Source organism: Roseateles sp., assembly GCF_031397715.1.
Taxonomy (GTDB): Bacteria; Pseudomonadota; Gammaproteobacteria; order Burkholderiales; family Burkholderiaceae_C; genus Paucibacter_A.
Genome location: NZ_JANNMI010000395.1, coordinates 1 through 17,610, shown reverse-complemented (window position 1 = coordinate 17,610; position 17,610 = coordinate 1). Strand labels below are relative to the sequence as shown.

Sequence of the window (17,610 nt, the reverse complement as noted above, 5' to 3'; positions counted from 1 at the left end):
TCGTCGCAGCTGATCGAAGTCTTTGGTCGGGTCCGCGACATCGCCAACCAGACCGCCGGCACCATGCGCGAGCGAAAAAGTTGATGCCGCCGTCAAAGGCGGCCGCCAGCATTTCGGACGCCGCCTTGGTGTCAACCTGCTTGCCATAGGTGACCCAGGAGCCCAGCGACAGCTCGGAGACTTGCAGGCCGCTACGGCCTAATCGACGGTATTGCATGGCGAATCTTCCGGAATTGGTTGAAGGCCGCAGCGTACAGCAGGCCGGCCGCTATAGTCTGCGCCAGTTCAATTGCCCGCAGCGTCGGGAACGAAATCAAACGCTATGCGCACAATTCAATCGCCGGACGCCGCCTCAGCCGTCAGCGCAGACCGGCTGCGCTTGGCCGTGGTCGGCGCCGGCCCGGCTGGTTTGACGCTGGCACTGTTGGCCGCGCAGCTGTTGCCGCAGGCGCAGATCACGCTGTTTGATGCCCGGCCGCTGAACCGTGATGTGTCCGCTGATCCGCGCACCTTGGCCTTGGCGCTGGGCAGCGTGCAATTGCTGCAACGCCTGCAGGCCTGGGACGCGAGCGTCGCGCAGCCGATTCTGACGGTCAGCGTCAGCCAAGCGCCACCGAACTTGAGGCACCCGCTGTTCGGCCCCGCCGAAGAACCGGCCGTGTCGCTGAGTGCGCAGGAACAAGGCGTTAGTGCGCTGGGCGCGGTGATCAGCTATGGCCAATTGGTCGCGCCCTTGCAGGCGCGCTGGCTGGCCCGCGCCGCGCTCGAACCAGGCCGCCTGAGCAGCCGCTTCGGCACGCCTGTCCAGGGCTTGAAGGCGCTGGGTGATGGCGTGGAAGTCGACGCCGGCATCGCCGAGCAATTCGATCTGGCGGTGGTGGCCGAGGGCGGCATATTTGCCGAGCAGGCGCGCAAAGCCATCCAGCATGACTACCAACAAAACGCCTGGGTCGGCACGCTGACCTTGGCCAACGAAAGCCCGCTGGGCGCGGCCTACGAGCGCTTCACACGCCATGGGCCGGTGGCGGTGCTGCCCCTAGCACCCAAGGCCGGCGAACGCCGTGCGGCCCTGGTTTGGTGTGTGCCGCAGGCCGAGGATGATGCCGCTGGCCTGACCGACGCGCAGCGCCTGGCGGTGCTGCAAAGCCTGCTGCCCGACAGCGTTGGCCGCCTGCAGGCGATCGGCTCCTTGAAGTGCTTTGCGCTGGGGTTGAATGCCGAGCGCAGCCTGGTCGACGGCCGCATTGTGCGCATCGGTAATGCCGCACAGACGCTGCATCCGGTCGCCGGCCAGGGGCTCAATCTGGGCCTGCGCGATGCCTATGCACTGGTCGACGCGCTGCGCGCCGGTGGCCCTATCGAGGCAGCGCTGCGCGGGGTTGAATGGCAACGAGCGCCGGATCGTTGGGCCATGATTGCCGCCACCGATTTCCTCGCCCGCACTTTCGCTTGGCGCTGGCCGGGTTTGCCCATCGCGCGCGGCTTGGCGCTGGCGGCCCTGCAAGCGGCCACACCTTTGAAGAAAGCGCTGGCGCGGCAGATGATGTTTGGTCGGCGTTAGGGACCCTAATTCAGCGCCAGCGCGATCAGGTCGCGCAGCATCAAATTGACATTGCTGCGCAGCGCGCCCTCGGTGGCCAGGCGCAAGCGCTCGTTCGGGTCCACCATGGCGGCCGTGAACTCGGCCACATAGACGCTGCGCAGACGGCGCTGGTAGACCACAGCTCCGCTGCGTTTGTCGACCACCGTGTAGGCCATGGTCAGCGCCACCTTGGTGTTCAGCCCGAAGATCGGCTGTTCCAGGTCCACCAACTGGGCCTCCATTGAAAAGCCACCGCTGGCCGGCCGCAGCGCCAGCATGCCGGTGGCGCGCAGCGACTCTTCGATCGCTTCCTGCAGCGCCGCGTTGCTGAGCTTGGAGCCCCACCAACTGCCGGTGGCACGCCCGCCGGTGACCGGCGACAGCAAGATCTGACCCTTTAAGCGGTCGGGCACCCAGCCGCGCATTTGCAAGCTATCTTGCGGATCCAGAGCCAGCTTGGGGGCCTCGGTCGGGCTGGCGCAGCCGGCCAGGCTGATCGCCCAGACCAGCCCCATCAACCCGACAAGCGAGCTCCAAAATCGACTTTTCATTGCATGCGTCTCTCGGTTCACAGCCGCCTGTGCTGCAGCGCCGGCAGTTGGTGCCTGATCGCCGCCAGCCGTTTGGCGTCCAGATCGGCCAGCACCAGGCCCTCGCCCTCGGGCAAACAGCCCAAGACTTCACCCCAGGGGTCGACGATCATCGTGTGGCCCCAGGTCCTGCGGCCATTCTGATGCAGGCCGCCCTGGGCCGGTGCGATGACATAGGCCTGATTTTCGACCGCTCGTGCGCGCAGCAGCAGCTCCCAATGGGCTTGGCCGGTGACAAAGGTGAAGGCAGCGGGCACGCTGATCAGATCGCAAGGCCCGAGAGCGCGGTAGAGCTCGGGGAAGCGCAGGTCATAGCAAACACTCAAGGCGACCCGCAGCGAGTCCAGCTGCGCGGCCACCGGCGCTGTGCCCGCCTCCAGCACGCGGCCTTCGTCATAGCGCTCGCTGCCGTTGTCAAAGCGGAACAAATGCATCTTGTCATAACGCGCCACTTGCGCGCCATCCGGGCCGTAGACGCAGCAGGCGTTGCGGACCCGCTCGCAAGAAAGGGAAGGGCCGTCCCGACCTTTCTTGACCCCCTCGGGGGGCTGCGCCCGCGCACAAAGGCCCGAGAGGGGCTTTGTGGCTGGCAAAGGCCATTCGGCTTGCAAGCCGAATGGCGGGCGACGTAAGTCGTCGCCCTGGGGGCGCTCAGAAGTGCTCGTCTGCAGCGGCAGCGTCCCGCCAATCAAATACAGGCCCAGCTCGGCAGCGGCGCGGCTGAGCATCTGCTGGATCGGCGCATCAGCATCGCCGGGTGCCTCGGCCAGCGCCAGCTTGTCGCCGTCGGCCTGGCCCATCAGGCAGAAATACTCGGGCAGAGCCGCCAGCTTGGCGCCTTGTGCGGCGGCCTGTTCCAGCCAGTGGCGGGCACGCGCCAGATTGACCGCGAGATCGGGGCCGGAGACCATTTGAATGGCAGCAATTTTCATGGCGAACTCCTCAAGGGGCGCTGGCGGCGGGTTCGGCGGCGGAGGCCGCTGATGCAGCCCCGAACAAGCCGCTCTGATGTTCGACCCGCTCGACCTTGGGGTCCTCCCAGCTGCCGGTGATACGAAACTCACGCGTATTGGCCGCCGCCAGCGGTTTGCTCAGGATCAGCTGGGCCAAGAAAGTGCCCAGGCCAATCGCCGGGTTGATCGCGATATAGGCCAAAGAGGCGCCGCCGGTATTGAACTCGGGCACCACCAGCACACGCAGATTCTGGGTTTCGGCCGCCAGATCCGCCTGGCCGTCCACCAAGACGGTGGCCTGCACGCCGCGGGTGCGCAAATTGCTGCTGCGCGCCACGCCCTGTTCGATCTTGACATCGCCGGTCACGCCGTCGAAGGTAAAGCCCTCGGAGAACACATCGCGAAAATCGAACAAGAACCGGCGCGGCAGCGACTGCAGGCTCAACACCCCCATCAAGCGGCCCACGCCCGGCTCCACATTGAGGAATTGCCCCGACTCCAGCGCCACATTGAGCTGGCCACTCATGCTGGGGAAGTCGGGCGACAGCGGCTCGCCCTGCCAGCCGAGCTGGCCGGCCAATTGGCCACGCCCACCGCGCAAGACCCGCCCCTGGCCCATGCGCTCCAACATATCCCCCGCATCCAGCAGCTCTAACTTCCAATCCAGCTGGGTACGGCGCTGTGCGCGGCCGGGCTCCTTGAGCCAATGGCCGGTCGCGTTCAAGACCGCATCGGGTGCCTTCAGTTGCAGCTTGCTCAGGCGCCAGTCATGCGCCGGACCGCTGGCGCTCGCCGCCACCTCAAGCCGCCCGAGGCGCTTGCCGCGCAACTCGAAGTCATCGACGACGATGTCCAGATCCGGCACATTGCCGGGCTGGCTGTCGAGGATTTGGCCCACGCCCTCGGCGTCATGCCGCGGCACCGACAGGCGACTCAGGCGCGCAAAAACAAGCCCGGCCTGCCCGGCTTGGGCCGCCCGCAGCTCAATAAAGCCGGCCAGCTGCTGCGCGTCAACGGTGAAGCGCCAAGCGCCCGCTGCCGGCCCCGTCCCGGGCGCCTGCGTCACGCCCGCCACCACCCGGGTGAGTGAGCGCCCCGCCACTTGCAGCGCATTGGCACGCAGCGCAATCTGGGTCGGCAGATAGCCACTGCTCATGCCGACCAGCGGCTCGCCTTCTTTGCCGGCGAGCGATGGCGTGCCCAGCAGCCGCCGCGCCAAGCCCTGCCAGGCATCCAGATTGACGCTGTCCAGATTGGCCTGCATTTGCACGCCATTGGCCGGCAGCCCCGGCAGGCTGTCCTGCACGCTGAGGGCGCCGCGCAAGACCCGCGCCGGCGTGACCGACACATCGCGCTGGTAATGCGCTTGCAGCAGATTGCCGAGCTCAAGGCGCAGCTCATCGCGGCCCCCGTCCGGCTTCAGCTGCAGGCGCAGCGGCAGGGCCACGGCCGGGTCCTTGCGCAGCGGCGCCGGCAAGTCCAGCCCCAGGCCGACCAGGTTGCTGGTCAAGGCATAGTCGGCCTGGCCCTGCTGCAGACCCAATTGCAGGCGGTAGCTGGTTTGGCCGCTGGCCACTTGCGCCAGCTTGGCGACGGCGCCCAGTTCGGGCATGCGCCGCAAGGCCTCGGCCGTGGCCACGCCGGTGGCGGTGAAACGCAGGCCGCCGCCCACCTGGCTGCCCCCCTCGATATTGAGTTCGCCGCCCAGCGCACGGGCCTGCAGGCCCTGCAGCGTCACGCCCTGGCGGTCAAATTCGATGCGGCCGCTGGCATTGGCCATCAGCGGCACATCGGGGCGCAGGCGCAAGTCGCCGCCCAAGAGCTGCACAGCGCCCTTGACCACCGATTTATCCATGTCATTCAAGGGCAAGTTCAGGCTCAGCTTCAGGTTCGCCGCGCCGCTGGCGCTGGCCGCCGCCAGCAAGCCGCCACTGGCCTCGTTGACCGGGCTCTGGCGCACAAACTTCAACAGCTCGGTGCCGGGGCCAGTGCCGCTGCCTTCGAGCTCCAGCTGATGTTTGAACAAAAGGTCCTTGATGCCGCCCTTGATGCCGGTCAGCTCATAGCCAAACACCTTGGCGCGGCCTGCCTTGATCTGCATGCTGCCGCGCTCGAACACCAGGTCGGCATTGACATGCTCCAGCGCCGGCCAGTTCGAGGGGCGTCCCTCGGAGCCGGTCACATAAAGCAGCTCGATATCGCGCGCTTGCGTGGTGATGCGGAATTGTCCGTCGCGCTCCTTCTCGCCCGCGAACGGGAACTTTGCCAGCTCGCCGCGCAAGCGCACATCGATGGCGCGCGCTTCGCCGCCGCGCAGCGCATCCCGCACATAGTCCAGCGTATGGTTGCCGACGGCTAAGGGCAAATAGCGGTGGATCTTGACCGCGTCAATCTTGTCGAACTGCCCAGTCAGTTCCAGCCAGCCCGGCAAGCGGCTCTGGCCGGCCCGGTTGCCGCTGCGCCAGACCGCATCGAACTCACCGCGCAGGTCTTGATTGGCCAGCGCCAAACGGCTGATGCGCAATTCAATCTGTGGCGCTTGCTTGGGCTTGGCCTCAATACGCCAGTCCAGCTTGGCGCTCAGGCTTTGCATCGCCGGCAGCTCTTGGCGGAAGACGCCGGGCAGCTCCAGCGCGCCATCGGCCATGCTCAGCTGCGCCTGCCCGCCGCGTTCGTTGGCGTCGAGCTGCACCGTCAGCCCGCGCAGGCCCAGGCGCTCCACCCCAGCCTTGGCGCCACCGAGCTGCAAGCCTTCGAGCCGGCCCTTGACCTGGTAGCGGCGCGGTTCGATCAGCGCGCCGTCCCAGCTCGCGTTGAGCCGGCTAATCACCCCTTGCGGCGCCATCTCGGCCAACCAGGCATGGGTCTGCGCATCAAAGGGCAGGCGCTGCGTCAGCTGACTCATCAGGGCCAGGTCCAGCCGTTCGGCCGACAGCTCGCCGCCGATCGGCAACCCGGCTGCGGCCGCGCCCGCCACCGGCTTGGGCAAACGCAGGGCCAGCTTCCAGTCGGAGCGCGGCCACACCACGCCGTCGCCGCTGATAAAACCGAGCCGGGTCGCCTGCAGGCTGAGCGCTTGTGGGGCATGCAGGAACTGCAGGCGGCCCTCGATTTGCGCCAGGTCGAGCGGGTCGGCCTGCGGCACCAGGCGCAGTTTGACGGTGCGCAGCGCCATATCCGTCGTCACCCCACTCGGGCTGCCGCTCTTGAAATCAATCCAGGCCCGCAGCGCGCCGTCGCCCTCGCTCAACTCAAAGGGCAGATCGACATGGCGGCGCAGCTCGCGCAGATCGGCACGGGGCAAATCGGCATAGAGCTGGCCGCTCCACCCCTGAAAATCGCTGGGCCGGCGCAGCAGCAGCGCCTGTGTGAAGCGGCCGCGCAGGCCAAAACGCTGGCCCCACTCGGGCGGCGGCGTGGCGTCGAGCCGAATTTCATGGCGGCGCACCCCATTGCGCATGACCAGGTTCAGGTCCGACAGCTCCAGCGCTTGCGCGCTACGGCGCTCATCGACCCAGCGCACGCGGCCGTTCAGGATCACGAACTCATGTTGCGACAGCAGCCAGTCGGCCCATTCCTCGGCCAGGCCGGTGGACTCAGGCTGAGCCACCGCCTCGTCAACGCTCAGGCCCGCCACAAAGAAGCGGCCCTTGGCGTCGCGGCGCACCTCGATTTGGGGCGCATCAATCAGCAATTGCTCAAAGCGCAAATTCAGGCTCAGCAGTGAGCGCGCCGACAGCGCCGCCGCCACCCGCGGCAGGCGCAGCGCTTCGCGACCGCTGGGGTCCAGCAAGCGCACCTCTCGCATCTCGATGGCGGGAATCCAGCCGCCCGAGGTGACGCTGATGCTGCCTATGCGCACCGGCGCCCCCAGCGCTTGTGAGGCGTGGCGCTCCAGGGCCGGACGCCATTCATCGATGTGCGGCAGAATCGCCCAGTGCAAAACCGCCCAAGCCAGCACCAACAAGCCCCAGGCCAGCAAGATCAGGCCCAAGGCCCAGGCGAGCAGGCGACGCATCAGCCGGCCGGGTCGTTTGAGCCAGAGCAGCCGCGTGGCAGGTGAGGAAACAGATACTGACATTAAAAGGGGAGCAGCCCGTGAGACCGAGTTCGAATGTGTTGACGCTGGCCGTCGCGACCCCAAGCAATGCCACCCTAGCGAGCCATGACAACACTTGATCCCGCCATTGTCCCCGAGACTGCGCCGGCGGCTTTGGCCGAACACAGCCGATTTGTGCAACGCATCAGGCGCCGCTACGCGCCTGAGCTGAATTTGCTGCCGGCCGGCCAGCCGGATAGAGCCGCGATTGAGCAATTGATTGCCGCCCTGCAAGCCGGTGGCCGACCCTTGGCCGGCGCGCTGCGGGTGGCACGCCACCTGATCCTGGAGCGCTTGGCGGTGTTGGACATCGAAGCCGGCGCGGCTATGCATGAGATCACCGAGGTGATGACCAGCCTGGCCGAAGTGACGCTCTGCCTGGCCTTGCAGCAGGCGCGCGCCGAGCAAGATGCCCTCAGCGGCGCGGCCCGCAACGCCGCCGGCGAGGTGATCGAATTCTGGGTACTGGGCATGGGCAAGCTGGGCGCACGCGAGCTGAATGTGTCGTCTGACATTGATCTCATCTACGTCTATGACGATGACGGCCAAACAGATGGGAACCAACACGGCAAAGGATCCATCTCGGCGCATGAATACTTCGCCCTGGTCGCCAAACGCCTCTACGCCCTGATCGGCGAGGTCACCGACGACGGCCAAGTGTTCCGGGTCGACTTGGCGCTGCGGCCAAACGGCAATTCCGGCCCGGCCGCCGTCAGCATGGCGATGCTGGAAGAGTATTTCCTGGTGCAGGGTCGTGAATGGGAGCGCTTTGCCTGGCTGAAGAGCCGGGTTGTCGCACCACTTGAAAGCGTACAGAGTGGCAGCGCCCTGGGCCTGCGTTCGCTGGTGGCGCCCTTTGTCTACCGCCGCTATCTGGACTACGGCGTGTTCGAAGGCCTGCGGCAATTGCACCGCAAGATCCGCGACGAGGCGCGTTCGCGTGCGGTCGGCCGGCCCGAGCGCGCCAATGACGTCAAGCTCTCGCGCGGCGGCATCCGCGAGATCGAGTTCACCGCGCAATTGCTGCAGGTGGTGCGCGGCGGCCAGTTCCCCGAGATCCGCACCCGCTCAACCGTCAAGGCCTTGGCCAAGCTGGCCGAGCGCGGCCTGATGACGGCCGAGGCGGCCGAAAAGCTCAGCGCCGCCTATGTCTTCTTGCGCCAGGTCGAACACCGCATTCAATTCCTCGACGATCAGCAAACCCATTGCCTGCCAAGCAATGATGCGGACCTGAAGTGGATCGCACGCAGCATGGGGATGACCTGCCAGCTGGAGTCTTGTCAATTGCTGGACCGCCTGGGTGAGGTGCGCGAAATCGTCGCCACCGAGTTCGATGCCTTGTTGCACGACGGCCAGGCACCCAGCAACAAGGCGAATGGCTGCCGCAGCTGCAATGGGCCGGCGCTGCCGGTCGATGCGGAGGAGTTTTTGGCCAAGCTGCCGACCGAGCTGGCCACGGCCGTGCGGCGCTGGGCCGGCCAGCCACGGGTGCAAAGCCTGCGTGAGGAGTCGCGCCTGCGCTTGGCCAAGCTGATAGCCCGGGCCGCCATCGCCGTGCGCGACGAGGGCTGCAGCATGGCCGCCGCGCTGCGCTTCGTCGATTGGATCGAACCGCTGCTGCGGCGTGAAAGCTATCTGGCCCTCTTGGTCGAGCGGCCGGCGGTGCAGGCAAGGCTGTTGCGCTTGCTCGGCCTGGCGCGCTGGCCTATGCGCTATTTGATGCTGCACCCGGGCGTCATCGACGAGCTGGCCGACAGCCGCCTGCAGCATGACCGCTTTGACGGCGCGGTGTTCTTGCAGGACTTGCAAGGACGCCACGCCGGCTGGGAGCGCAGCGGCGAGGCGCATGACGAGGCCTTGCTCGACACGCTCAGGCGCGCGCATCACGCGGAGGTGTTCCGCACGCTGGTGCGCGATATCGAAGGGCAAATCAGCGTCGAGGAGGCCGGCGACGAGCTGTCGGCGCTGGCCGACGCGATTCTGCAATGCACGATTGACTGGACCTGGGCGCGGCTCAAACAGGCGCATCGCCCCTCGCCGCGCTTTGCGGTGATTGCCTATGGCAAGCTCGGCGGCAAGGAGCTGGGCTATGGCGGCGACCTCGACGTTGTGTTCTTGTTCGATGATTCAGACGAAGGCGATGAGGCCGCCAAGGATCTGGTGCCCGAAATCTACGGTGCCTTTGTGCGCAAGCTGATCACCTGGCTGACCGTGCGCACCTCGGCCGGTGAGCTGTTCGACATCGACACCGCGCTGCGTCCAAACGGCAATTCCGGCATGTTGGTGACCTCGCTCGCGTCGTTCGAAAAGTACCAGACCGGGCGCGGCAGCAATACCGCCTGGACCTGGGAGCATCAGGCGATCACAAGGGCGCGCTTTTGTGCCGGCGACGCGAGCCTGGCCGAGCGTTTCGAGGCGGTGCGCCGCCATGTGCTGACCGCGCCGCGCGACCAGGCGGCGCTGCGCCAGGAGATTCAGGCCATGCGCGACAAGGTGCGCGCCGCGCATCCCATCAGGGCCGGCAAGTTCGACGTCAAACACAGCCCCGGCGGCATGATGGACGCCGAGTTCGCGCTGCAGTTTCTGGTGCTGGCCCATGCCGGCGCGCACCCGACCTTGATCGCCAATGCCGGCGCCATCGCCCTGCTGCAGCGCGCTGAAGCGGCCGGCCTGCTGCCGGACGGCGTTGGCAGCCAAGCCGCCAATGCCTACCGCGAACTGCGCCGCGCTCAGCACCGGGCCCGCCTGGATGAGCAACCGACGGCGGTTGACGCGGCCGACCTGGCCACGCTGGGCCTTGACCACCACCGCGACCCGGTGCTGGCCTTGTGGCAGTCGGTGTTCGTCTGAAGACGCTTCTCCAAGCCTGGAGAGGCTTCGGCAACTTCCTCGGCCTGAGCGCGCTGCTGGCCTGGCTGGCGCCGAGCGCGGCGTTGGACTGGCAGCCGCAACTGGCCGCCGGCGAGCCCTGGCGGGCCTGGAGCAGCGCTTTTGTGCATTGGAGCCGCCAGCACTTGTGGGCCAATCTGCTGGCCTGCGCCGTCGTCAGCTTGTTCGGCTGGGGCGCGCGGGTCCCACCGCGCTGCGCCTTGGCCTGGGTCATCGCCTGGCCGCTGACGCAAATCGCGCTGCTGCTGCAGCCAACATTGCTGCATTTCGGTGGGCTCTCGGGCGTGCTGCATGCCGGTGTGGCGGTGGTGCTGGTCGAGTTGCTATCGCGCGCCGGCCGCGAACGCTGGATCGGTGCCTGTGTCACGCTGGGCCTGCTCATCAAGCTCTGGCAGGAGCAGCCGCTGGGCGCGCCGCTGCGCCATTTGGCCGAGTGGGACATCGCGGTGGTGCCGTTCTCGCATTTGACCGGCGCGCTGGCCGGGGCATTCAGTGCGCTTGGTTTGCTGTGCTTACAGCGCCGCAGGGCAGCGGCAGGCAAAAAAGCTCGGTGATTCAGCCGGATGGCTGCGGCCCTGCTCTGGGCCATGAAGCACTGTCGCCATGGTGGCAAATTGGCACGCTCGCGCGCCGTAGACTGGGGCTCCTATTTGATTATTTACCCCTGCTCAGGAGGCCGGCGATGATTCAGCTTTGCGGTTTTTCACTCTCCAACTATTACAACAAGGTCAAGTTCTTCATGCTCGAGAAGGGCATTGCCTTTGAGGAAGTGCAGGTGATGACGCACTCGCCCGAAGAGTCGGTGCTGAGCTGCAGCCCACTCGGCAAGGTGCCTTTCATCCGCACACCGATGGGCGCTTTGTGTGAAAGCCAGGTCATCCTTGACTACCTGGAAGCCGCCCACCCTAGCCCGGCGCTGCTGCCGGCCGACCCTTTTGAGGCGGCCAAGCAGCGCGAGCTGATCACCTTCATCGAGCTGCATCTGGAACTGGTCGCCCGCGAACTGTACGGCCAGGCCTTTTTCGGCGGCACGGTCAGCGAGGGCACCAAGGCGCGCGTGCACAAGCTGTTGGTCAGCAATATCGCCGGCTTCAAACGGCTGGCCCGCTTTGGCCCCTATGTCGGCGGTGACAGCTTTGGCATGGCCGACTGCGCGGCCTGGGTCAGCCTGCCGCTGGTGGCGATGGCCAGCAAGGCGGTGTTGGGCGAGGACCTGCTGGCGGCCGGCGGCGTCGACTGGAAACCCTATGCCAAGCTGATCGGCGAACGCCCGGCGGCATTGAAGGTGGCGGCCGACCGCAAGGCCGATCAGGAACGCATCGCGCTGCTTAAAGCGCAAGGCTGAGGCCGGTCAGCATGAGCCTGCCAGAAATTTTGTGGGTGGGGCATCACCTGACCCCGCCGCGGACCAACGTCGCTAATGAGTGGCTTTTCTCATGCTTTTTCCACCCCTTTGCAAGCGCCAGTGCCCCACACTGTCAGTTCAGCTCAACTGAGCTGACTCAACAAGCTTCAGCCTTGCGCAGACAGATGCTGGCGCAGCAGAATTGACGGACTCAAAAATGCTGCCACAAGCGGCGATGAGAAAGGGGACAGGTATGAAATCTGGCAGCAATATCAGAATCGGGACCCGCTTAGGCTTGGCGTTTGGCGCCGTGCTTTTCATCACGGCCCTGATTGCGGGGATTGGCGTGTGGCGGCTCGGCACGCTGCGGGCGGCGGCCCATAATTTGGCCACCGTCGAGATGGAGCGCAGCAGCTTGGCGGCGCACTGGTCGGCCAATATCAACTTGAACTGGGTCCGCACCTCGGCCGCCTTGTTCGCCAGTGACGCCGCTTTTATCAAGGCCTTGCAGGCCGATATGGAAGCCACCTCCAAAATCATTGGCGAGACCCAGAAGCAGCTGGAACCCTTGGTCAGCGATGCCAAAGGCAAAGAGTTGCTGGCCGATATCGGCCGGGCCCGCGAGCTCTACCGTGGGCCACGCAGCGAGCTGATGAAGAAGAAACTGGCGGGTGAAGATGTCGCCGAAGCGGTCAAGTCGACGCTGCAGCCCCTGGCCACCACCTATCTGGCGACGCTCGCCAAGTTGGATCAGCATATGGACGACATGCTGAGCAAGAGCCAGGCCGCAACCAATGGCGTGGCGCAAGCCGGCCAATGGATGTTGGGTCTGGGTGCCCTCTTGTCGCTGGCTTTGGGCTTGGGCTTTGCCCTCGTAGCGACAAGAGCCATCACGCGCCCGATCAACCAAGCGGTCAGTTCGGCCCAAGCGATCAGCGACGGCGATTTGTCCGCCAGCATTGCCGCCCAAGGCTCGGACGAATCCGCGCAGATGCTGCAAGCTCTGCTGGCGATGCGTGACAAATTGGCCCATATCGTCGGCGAGGTCAGGGAGAACGCCGAGGGCGTCTCCACCGCCAGCGCCGAAATTGCCCAGGGCAACCACGATTTAAGCGCCCGCACGGAGATGCAGGCCAGCGCCATCCAGCAAACCGCAGCCTCAATGGAAGAGTTGAGCGCCACCGTCAAGCAAAACGCCGAGAACGCCAGGCAAGCCAACCAGATGGCGATGACAGCGTCCCAAGTGGCTGTCAAGGCGGGCGATGTCGTCAATGAGGTGGTCGAGACGATGAAGGGCATCAACGACAGCTCCAAGCGGATTGCCGACATCATCACCGTCATCGACGGCATCGCCTTCCAGACCAATATCCTGGCGCTCAATGCGGCCGTCGAAGCGGCCCGGGCCGGCGAGCAAGGGCGCGGCTTTGCGGTGGTGGCTTCCGAGGTGCGCAGCTTGGCCGGGCGTTCGGCCGAGGCGGCCAAGGAAATCAAGTCCTTGATCAGCACCAGCGTGGAGCGGGTTGAATTGGGCAGCAGCTTGGTCGACCGGGCCGGCGTCACCATGACCGAGGTGGTGGCCTCGATTCAAAAAGTCACCCACATCATGGGCGAGATCAGCGCCGCCAGCAGCGAGCAAAGCTCGGGCGTTGCGCAGATTGGCGGCGCGGTGCAGCAGATGGATCAAGTGACCCAGCAGAACTCCGCCCTGGTCGAAGAAATGGCGGCCGCGGCCAGCAGCTTGCGCACCCAGGCTCAGGCCTTGGTGCAGGTGATGGCGTTCTTCAAATTGGCGGATAAACGCACTCACCGCTGAGCATGGCGCAGCCCCGTGCCAAAACTCGCCAGGCGCCCGCCCATGACCTGGTTCGCTCAAGTTTCTGAGGCTTTTTTCAAGACTTCTGGGGCGGCCTCGCTGAAGGCTTTGTTGCTGGCCTGCTGGCTAATCTGCAGCGGTTTGGCGGGTGCGCAAACCAATCAAACGACGCAGGCACAGGCCGGCAGCCCTGCGCCGCAGGGTGCTGAGCCGCGGGGCGCTGAACCGAGTACAGAGCCCGCCGCACGCGTGATGCTGCTGGTGTCCTACCACGCCGGCATGGCCTGGAGTGACGAGCAGATCGCCGGCTTGCGCAGCGAGCTGGCCCGCTACGAGCGGCCCATCAAGCTGAGTCTGGACTTTCTGGACACCAAGAATGTGCGGCCGCTGCCCGCCTATCAGCAGCAAATTGAAGCCCTGTTGCTGAGCAAGTACGGAGCCACGCCGCCCCGGCTGTTGTTGGCCACCGATGACGATGCCTTGGACCTTGCGCTGCGCATGCGGGCTCACCACTTCCCGGGCGTGCCCATCTTGTTCTCCGGCGTCTCGGGCAGCCGCCGGGCAAGCTTGCAGCAGGAGGGCAATATCAGCGGCGTATTCGACGACAGCGATGAGGGCCAAAACCTTGCGCTGATGTTGCAACTGCTGCCGCAAACCCAGCGGGTCGTGATCATCCATGACCAAAGCCGCACCAGCCTGGCCCAGGTGGCCAGCTTGGCGCCGATCTTGGCCCAGCGGCCGAGCCTGCAGGTCGAACATCTGACGCGGCTGTCGGTGCAAGAGGTGCAGGCCCGCCTGCGGGCCTTGAGCGCCAGCGATCTGGTGCTTGCCCTGCCCTTCAACCTCGACGCCCATGGGCGCGTGCTCAGCCATGAGGAGGCCAGCAAACTCTGGGCGCAAGCGGCCACGGCCCCCTTGACCGTCACACGGGACGTCAGCATGCAAGCGGGCGTGCTGGGGGGCTATTTGGTCACCGGCCGGCAGCAAGGAGAGTATCTGGGCCGCCTTGCGCTGCAGGTCTTGCGGGGCCAGCGCGCGGATGAGCTGCCGATGACGGCCGGTCTGGGTGCGCCGACTTTCGAGCATCAACAATTGCTCCGCTGGGGCATTGACGAGGCCGCCCTGCCGGCGAAGGCGGTGGTGTTGCAGCGCCCGGCCGACTGGTGGGCCGACCTGCGCCCCTATCTGGGCTGGTTGATCAGCCTATTTGGCAGCCTGGTGGTCATCATTGCGCTCTTGATCAACGGGATCAGGCTGCGGCAACGCTCGGAACAGGCCTTGCGGAACAGCACGCAGAATTATCTGGCCTTGTTCAACGGCAGCAGCGATGCCATCTTGGTGCGCGACGGCAATAGCTTGGCCATCGTTGATGTCAATCCGCGTTTTTGCAGCCTTTACGGCTATACCCGGGCCGAGGCGCTCTTGCTGAGTCCGGGCCAACTCAGTGACGAGGCGAATCACTACACCGGGACCATGGTGGCCGAGCGCATCGCCAAGGCCAAAAACGAGGGGCCGCAGTTCTTTGAATGGCGCTCGCGCCGCAAAGACGGCAGCCACTTTTGGGCCGATGTGTCCTTGACCGCGTTCACATTGCCGACGGGCGAACGCATCATTTCCACGGTGCGCGATGTTTCCGACCGTAAGCAACTGGAGACGCAGGCCCAAGCCTTTCAGCACCGGGTCACGCAGATCTACCAAAACCTACCGGTGGCGGTCTTCGTCATCGACGCGCAGCACCAGGTGACCTTTTGGAACGAACAAATGACCCGGCTGACCGGGGTGGCGGCGAAGGACATCATCGGCAGCCATGAGGCCTGGCGCGGCATGTATCCCACGGCCAGGCCCTGCCTGGTGGATGCGGTGGTGGACGGCCTGGACGTCGAGGCCTTGCGGCAGCTGTATGGCGATCAACTGCGCAGCAGCGATGAAGTGCCTGGCGCATGGGAAGGAGAGTCCTGCGTGCCCGCGCAGGGCGAACGCGGCAAACTTTGGCTGCGCTTTTGCGCGGCACCCTTGCGCGACGAGCAGGGGCTGGTGGTCGGCGCGATTGAAACCGTGATCGATGTGACGGCGCTCAAGCATTCGCAAGAAAGCCTGCTCGCACTGAACCAAGAGTTGGAAGCCCGTGTGCAAACCCGCAGCCAGGAACTTGAATTGGCAATGGCGCAACTGTTACAGGCCGACAAGATGGCGGCCCTGGGCAGCTTGGTGGCAGGTGTAGCGCATGAACTGAACACGCCGGTTGGCAATTTGCTGACCGTCGCCTCGACAATTTCACAAACCAGCAAGACCTTTGGCGAAGAGCTGCTGGGCGGGCGCCTGCGCCGGGCCGAGGTGCAGACTCGCGTGGATCAACTGCGTGATGCCAGCCTGCTGATCGAGCGCAACGCCGAGCGCGCCGCCAAACTGGTGGCCGACTTCAAGCAAATCGCGGTCGATCAAAGCAGCACGCACAGACGAGAGTTTTGCTTGCAAAGCCTGGTCCACGACAGTCTGTCGATGATGCGCGCCAGCCATCTATTGGACAGAGCGCAGATTGAGGTCGACATTGACCCCAGCATCCGGCTCTATAGTTTTCCTGGGCCGCTGGAGCAAATCCTCACTCATTTGTTATCGAACTCGATCAAGCATGGCTTTGAAGCTCGGGGCGAGGGGCGCATCACCATCCAGGCGCAAATACAGGGCTCCGCCGTCTTGATCAGTTATGCCGACAATGGATGCGGCATTGCGGCGGCGGCGCTGCGCCATCTTTTCGAGCCTTTTTACACGACAAGATTTGGTCAAGGCGGCAGCGGCCTGGGCCTCTACATCGTCTACAACCTTGTCACCGGCGTCTTGGGCGGCAGCATTGAGGTCAGCAGCAAACCCGGCTTTGGCTGCCGTTTCGAGTTGCAGCTGCCGCTGTACGTGGATTCCAAACCGCACGAGATCTAGCCCTCGCGGGCAGCAGTGCGATTGGGTGCGGGAGTCGCTCAGCCACTCAACGGTTGTTTCCCATCCATGTTTGGCATCTCCAGCAAGCCCCGGGATCAGGTCGGCTGGGCACTGAGCTGCCCAACGCGAGCACGTTCGTTGTTTGCGTCGGCGCTGCCCTGATGCTATTTCGCAGCTTGTGAAAGCTGTCGTTGGATCAGTCAGCGCCTGGCACTCAGCGGGGTTAGCGCTCGGCATTCGTTGCGTGGCAGCTTCGGAAGGTACAGCTGACCTCCGTTCAACGAAATACCCAATGGCCGGCATCGAAGGCGGCGGTCAATGGACCGCCCAAGCCCAGCATAAGCGGCCAGCCTTGAGCTGCCATTGCCGTTGCCGTTGCGCCCGCAACATCAACTTTGGCACAACGACGTGCCGAGCGACGGCATTACATTTGCCGATTTCGGGGCTTTTTTACAGCGCTCCGCAGCGTTTAGCCCAGCCGATTGCCCCTGCCCGCCTGCGCCAAAGACGCCGCCTTCTCGCTCACCAGCAACTCGTACACCACGTCCAAAAACACCTGACGCGTCGCCTCGTCACTGAGCAAGCGCGTCGCCAACTGCTGATGCGAGTTCATCGCGCCCACGATCGCCTGTACCGCCGCCCCTGGCAGTTTGGCCTTCATCGCCTCACTCTTCGGGTTGTTCTGCACCTGCGCCATCACGCCGGCATCACCGCGCAGCTTCTCCGACACATGCACGGCCAAGGCCACCTGATCGCTATCGCTGACCTGCTTGCCAAAAACCTGATTCAGCTTGGCGATCAGCTCGGACAAATAGGCCTTCTCGCGGTCGCGGGCCTCGCGCAGGCCGTTGTCGGTGATAGGGTAAAGAAGGGGCGCGCCGCCATCTGGGGCGACACCCGCTAACCCGCCGTCCCGCTGGATCCTGTAATGCGTCAGCAGCAGGTCGCCCAGATCCACTTCCTCGCTGCTCAGGCCCTCCAGCCGCTTGCCCAGCAGGCGCGCGAACTTGGCAAAGCCCTCCAGCACCGGGTCGCCAAAGTCCACCAACTGCGCCACGTATTCATAGGTCCGCACGAACTTGCCCAAGCCCTCACGGAAGACCAATAGCTTGTCTCGCGCGGTGCTCAGCTCAGCGCGCTGGGCGTCCGCGTGAGCCATGGCTCGCTCATCCTTGGCCTCGTCCGCCGTGCGCCAGGCCCGCTCCCAATGCGCGATGGCATCGGTCAGTGACTTCAGCTGGCCGTTGAAGCGGTCGGTCGGTGCCTGCGTCAGGCTGTAAAGCCGCTGGTGCGTGACCTGGGTGTCGACAATGGCCTCGGCAAAGCGCCGCACCTCATCGGTCTCATACAGCAGCAGCGCGTCGAGTTTGCAAGAGCTTCGAGGGCTCGTCGCTGGAGACCATCA

10 protein-coding genes and 1 pseudogene are annotated in these 17,610 nt (G+C 65.2%); 6 read left to right on the top strand and 5 right to left on the bottom strand.

The features are described 5' to 3' along the window. Positions 1-217: pseudogene (locus RMO57_RS17145) on the bottom strand (hypothetical protein); the annotation flags it as partial. A gap of 105 nt (positions 218-322) precedes the next feature. On the opposite strand from RMO57_RS17145, the gene RMO57_RS17140 reads away from it, so the two are divergent. After that, a complete protein-coding gene (locus RMO57_RS17140) occupies positions 323-1,561 on the top strand; it encodes an FAD-dependent monooxygenase (protein ID WP_310388675.1) in 1,239 nt (412 codons plus the stop codon). Between the two features lie 5 nt (positions 1,562-1,566). On the opposite strand, the gene RMO57_RS17135 is transcribed toward RMO57_RS17140, so the two are convergent. The 3 genes from RMO57_RS17135 to RMO57_RS17125 are packed head-to-tail and all read right to left on the bottom strand — an operon-like array spanning position 1,567 to position 7,143. Continuing rightward, complete coding sequence (locus RMO57_RS17135) at positions 1,567-2,133, bottom strand: hypothetical protein (RefSeq protein WP_310388672.1); 567 nt, start codon at positions 2,131-2,133, stop codon at positions 1,567-1,569. Between the two features lie 17 nt (positions 2,134-2,150). Then, complete coding sequence (locus RMO57_RS17130) at positions 2,151-3,104, bottom strand: carbon-nitrogen hydrolase family protein (RefSeq protein WP_310388670.1); 954 nt, start codon at positions 3,102-3,104, stop codon at positions 2,151-2,153. Between the two features lie 10 nt (positions 3,105-3,114). Beyond that, positions 3,115-7,143: a YhdP family protein gene (locus tag RMO57_RS17125; protein ID WP_310388668.1), complete on the bottom strand. Its 4,029-nt coding sequence runs from the start codon at positions 7,141-7,143 to the stop codon at positions 3,115-3,117. A 147-nt stretch (positions 7,144-7,290) separates the two neighbouring features. Between RMO57_RS17125 and glnE the strand changes: the two genes are divergently transcribed. From glnE to RMO57_RS17100, 5 genes are all read left to right on the top strand, one after another. Further along, complete coding sequence (gene glnE / locus RMO57_RS17120) at positions 7,291-10,074, top strand: bifunctional [glutamate--ammonia ligase]-adenylyl-L-tyrosine phosphorylase/[glutamate--ammonia-ligase] adenylyltransferase (protein WP_310388667.1); 2,784 nt, start codon at positions 7,291-7,293, stop codon at positions 10,072-10,074. Next, complete coding sequence (rrtA, locus tag RMO57_RS17115; protein ID WP_310388664.1) at positions 10,053-10,667, top strand: rhombosortase; 615 nt, start codon at positions 10,053-10,055, stop codon at positions 10,665-10,667. Before glnE ends, rrtA begins: the two co-directional genes overlap by 22 nt. A 128-nt stretch (positions 10,668-10,795) precedes the next feature. Next, the gene (locus RMO57_RS17110) at positions 10,796-11,458 is read left to right on the top strand and encodes a glutathione S-transferase (protein WP_310388661.1); all 663 of its coding nucleotides are present in this window, start codon (positions 10,796-10,798) and stop codon (positions 11,456-11,458) included. 253 nt (positions 11,459-11,711) lie between these two features. After that, a complete protein-coding gene (locus RMO57_RS17105; RefSeq protein ID WP_310388659.1) occupies positions 11,712-13,271 on the top strand; it encodes a methyl-accepting chemotaxis protein in 1,560 nt (519 codons plus the stop codon). Positions 13,272-13,313: 42 nt separating this feature from the next. Continuing rightward, entirely contained in the window at positions 13,314-16,205 is a 2,892-nt protein-coding gene (locus tag RMO57_RS17100) for an ABC transporter substrate binding protein (RefSeq protein WP_310388658.1), read from the top strand. A gap of 469 nt (positions 16,206-16,674) precedes the next feature. Here RMO57_RS17100 and RMO57_RS17095 read toward each other — a convergent pair whose 3' ends face one another. Continuing rightward, a complete protein-coding gene (locus tag RMO57_RS17095; protein WP_310388657.1) occupies positions 16,675-17,538 on the bottom strand; it encodes a hypothetical protein in 864 nt (287 codons plus the stop codon). Positions 17,539-17,610: the final 72 nt, after the last annotated feature.

Excerpts from the sequence above, each read along its gene's own strand:
- RMO57_RS17140 (WP_310388675.1), top strand. The coding sequence starts at position 323 with ATGCGCACAATTCAATCGCCGGACGCCGCCTCAGCCGTCAGCGCAGAC.
- RMO57_RS17135 (WP_310388672.1), bottom strand. The coding sequence starts at position 2,133 with ATGAAAAGTCGATTTTGGAGCTCGCTTGTCGGGTTGATGGGGCTGGTC.
- RMO57_RS17130 (WP_310388670.1), bottom strand. The coding sequence starts at position 3,104 with ATGAAAATTGCTGCCATTCAAATGGTCTCCGGCCCCGATCTCGCGGTC.
- RMO57_RS17125 (WP_310388668.1), bottom strand. The coding sequence starts at position 7,143 with ATGCGTCGCCTGCTCGCCTGGGCCTTGGGCCTGATCTTGCTGGCCTGG.
- glnE (WP_310388667.1), top strand. The coding sequence starts at position 7,291 with ATGACAACACTTGATCCCGCCATTGTCCCCGAGACTGCGCCGGCGGCT.
- RMO57_RS17110 (WP_310388661.1), top strand. The coding sequence starts at position 10,796 with ATGATTCAGCTTTGCGGTTTTTCACTCTCCAACTATTACAACAAGGTC.
- RMO57_RS17105 (WP_310388659.1), top strand. The coding sequence starts at position 11,712 with ATGAAATCTGGCAGCAATATCAGAATCGGGACCCGCTTAGGCTTGGCG.
- RMO57_RS17100 (WP_310388658.1), top strand. The coding sequence starts at position 13,314 with ATGACCTGGTTCGCTCAAGTTTCTGAGGCTTTTTTCAAGACTTCTGGG.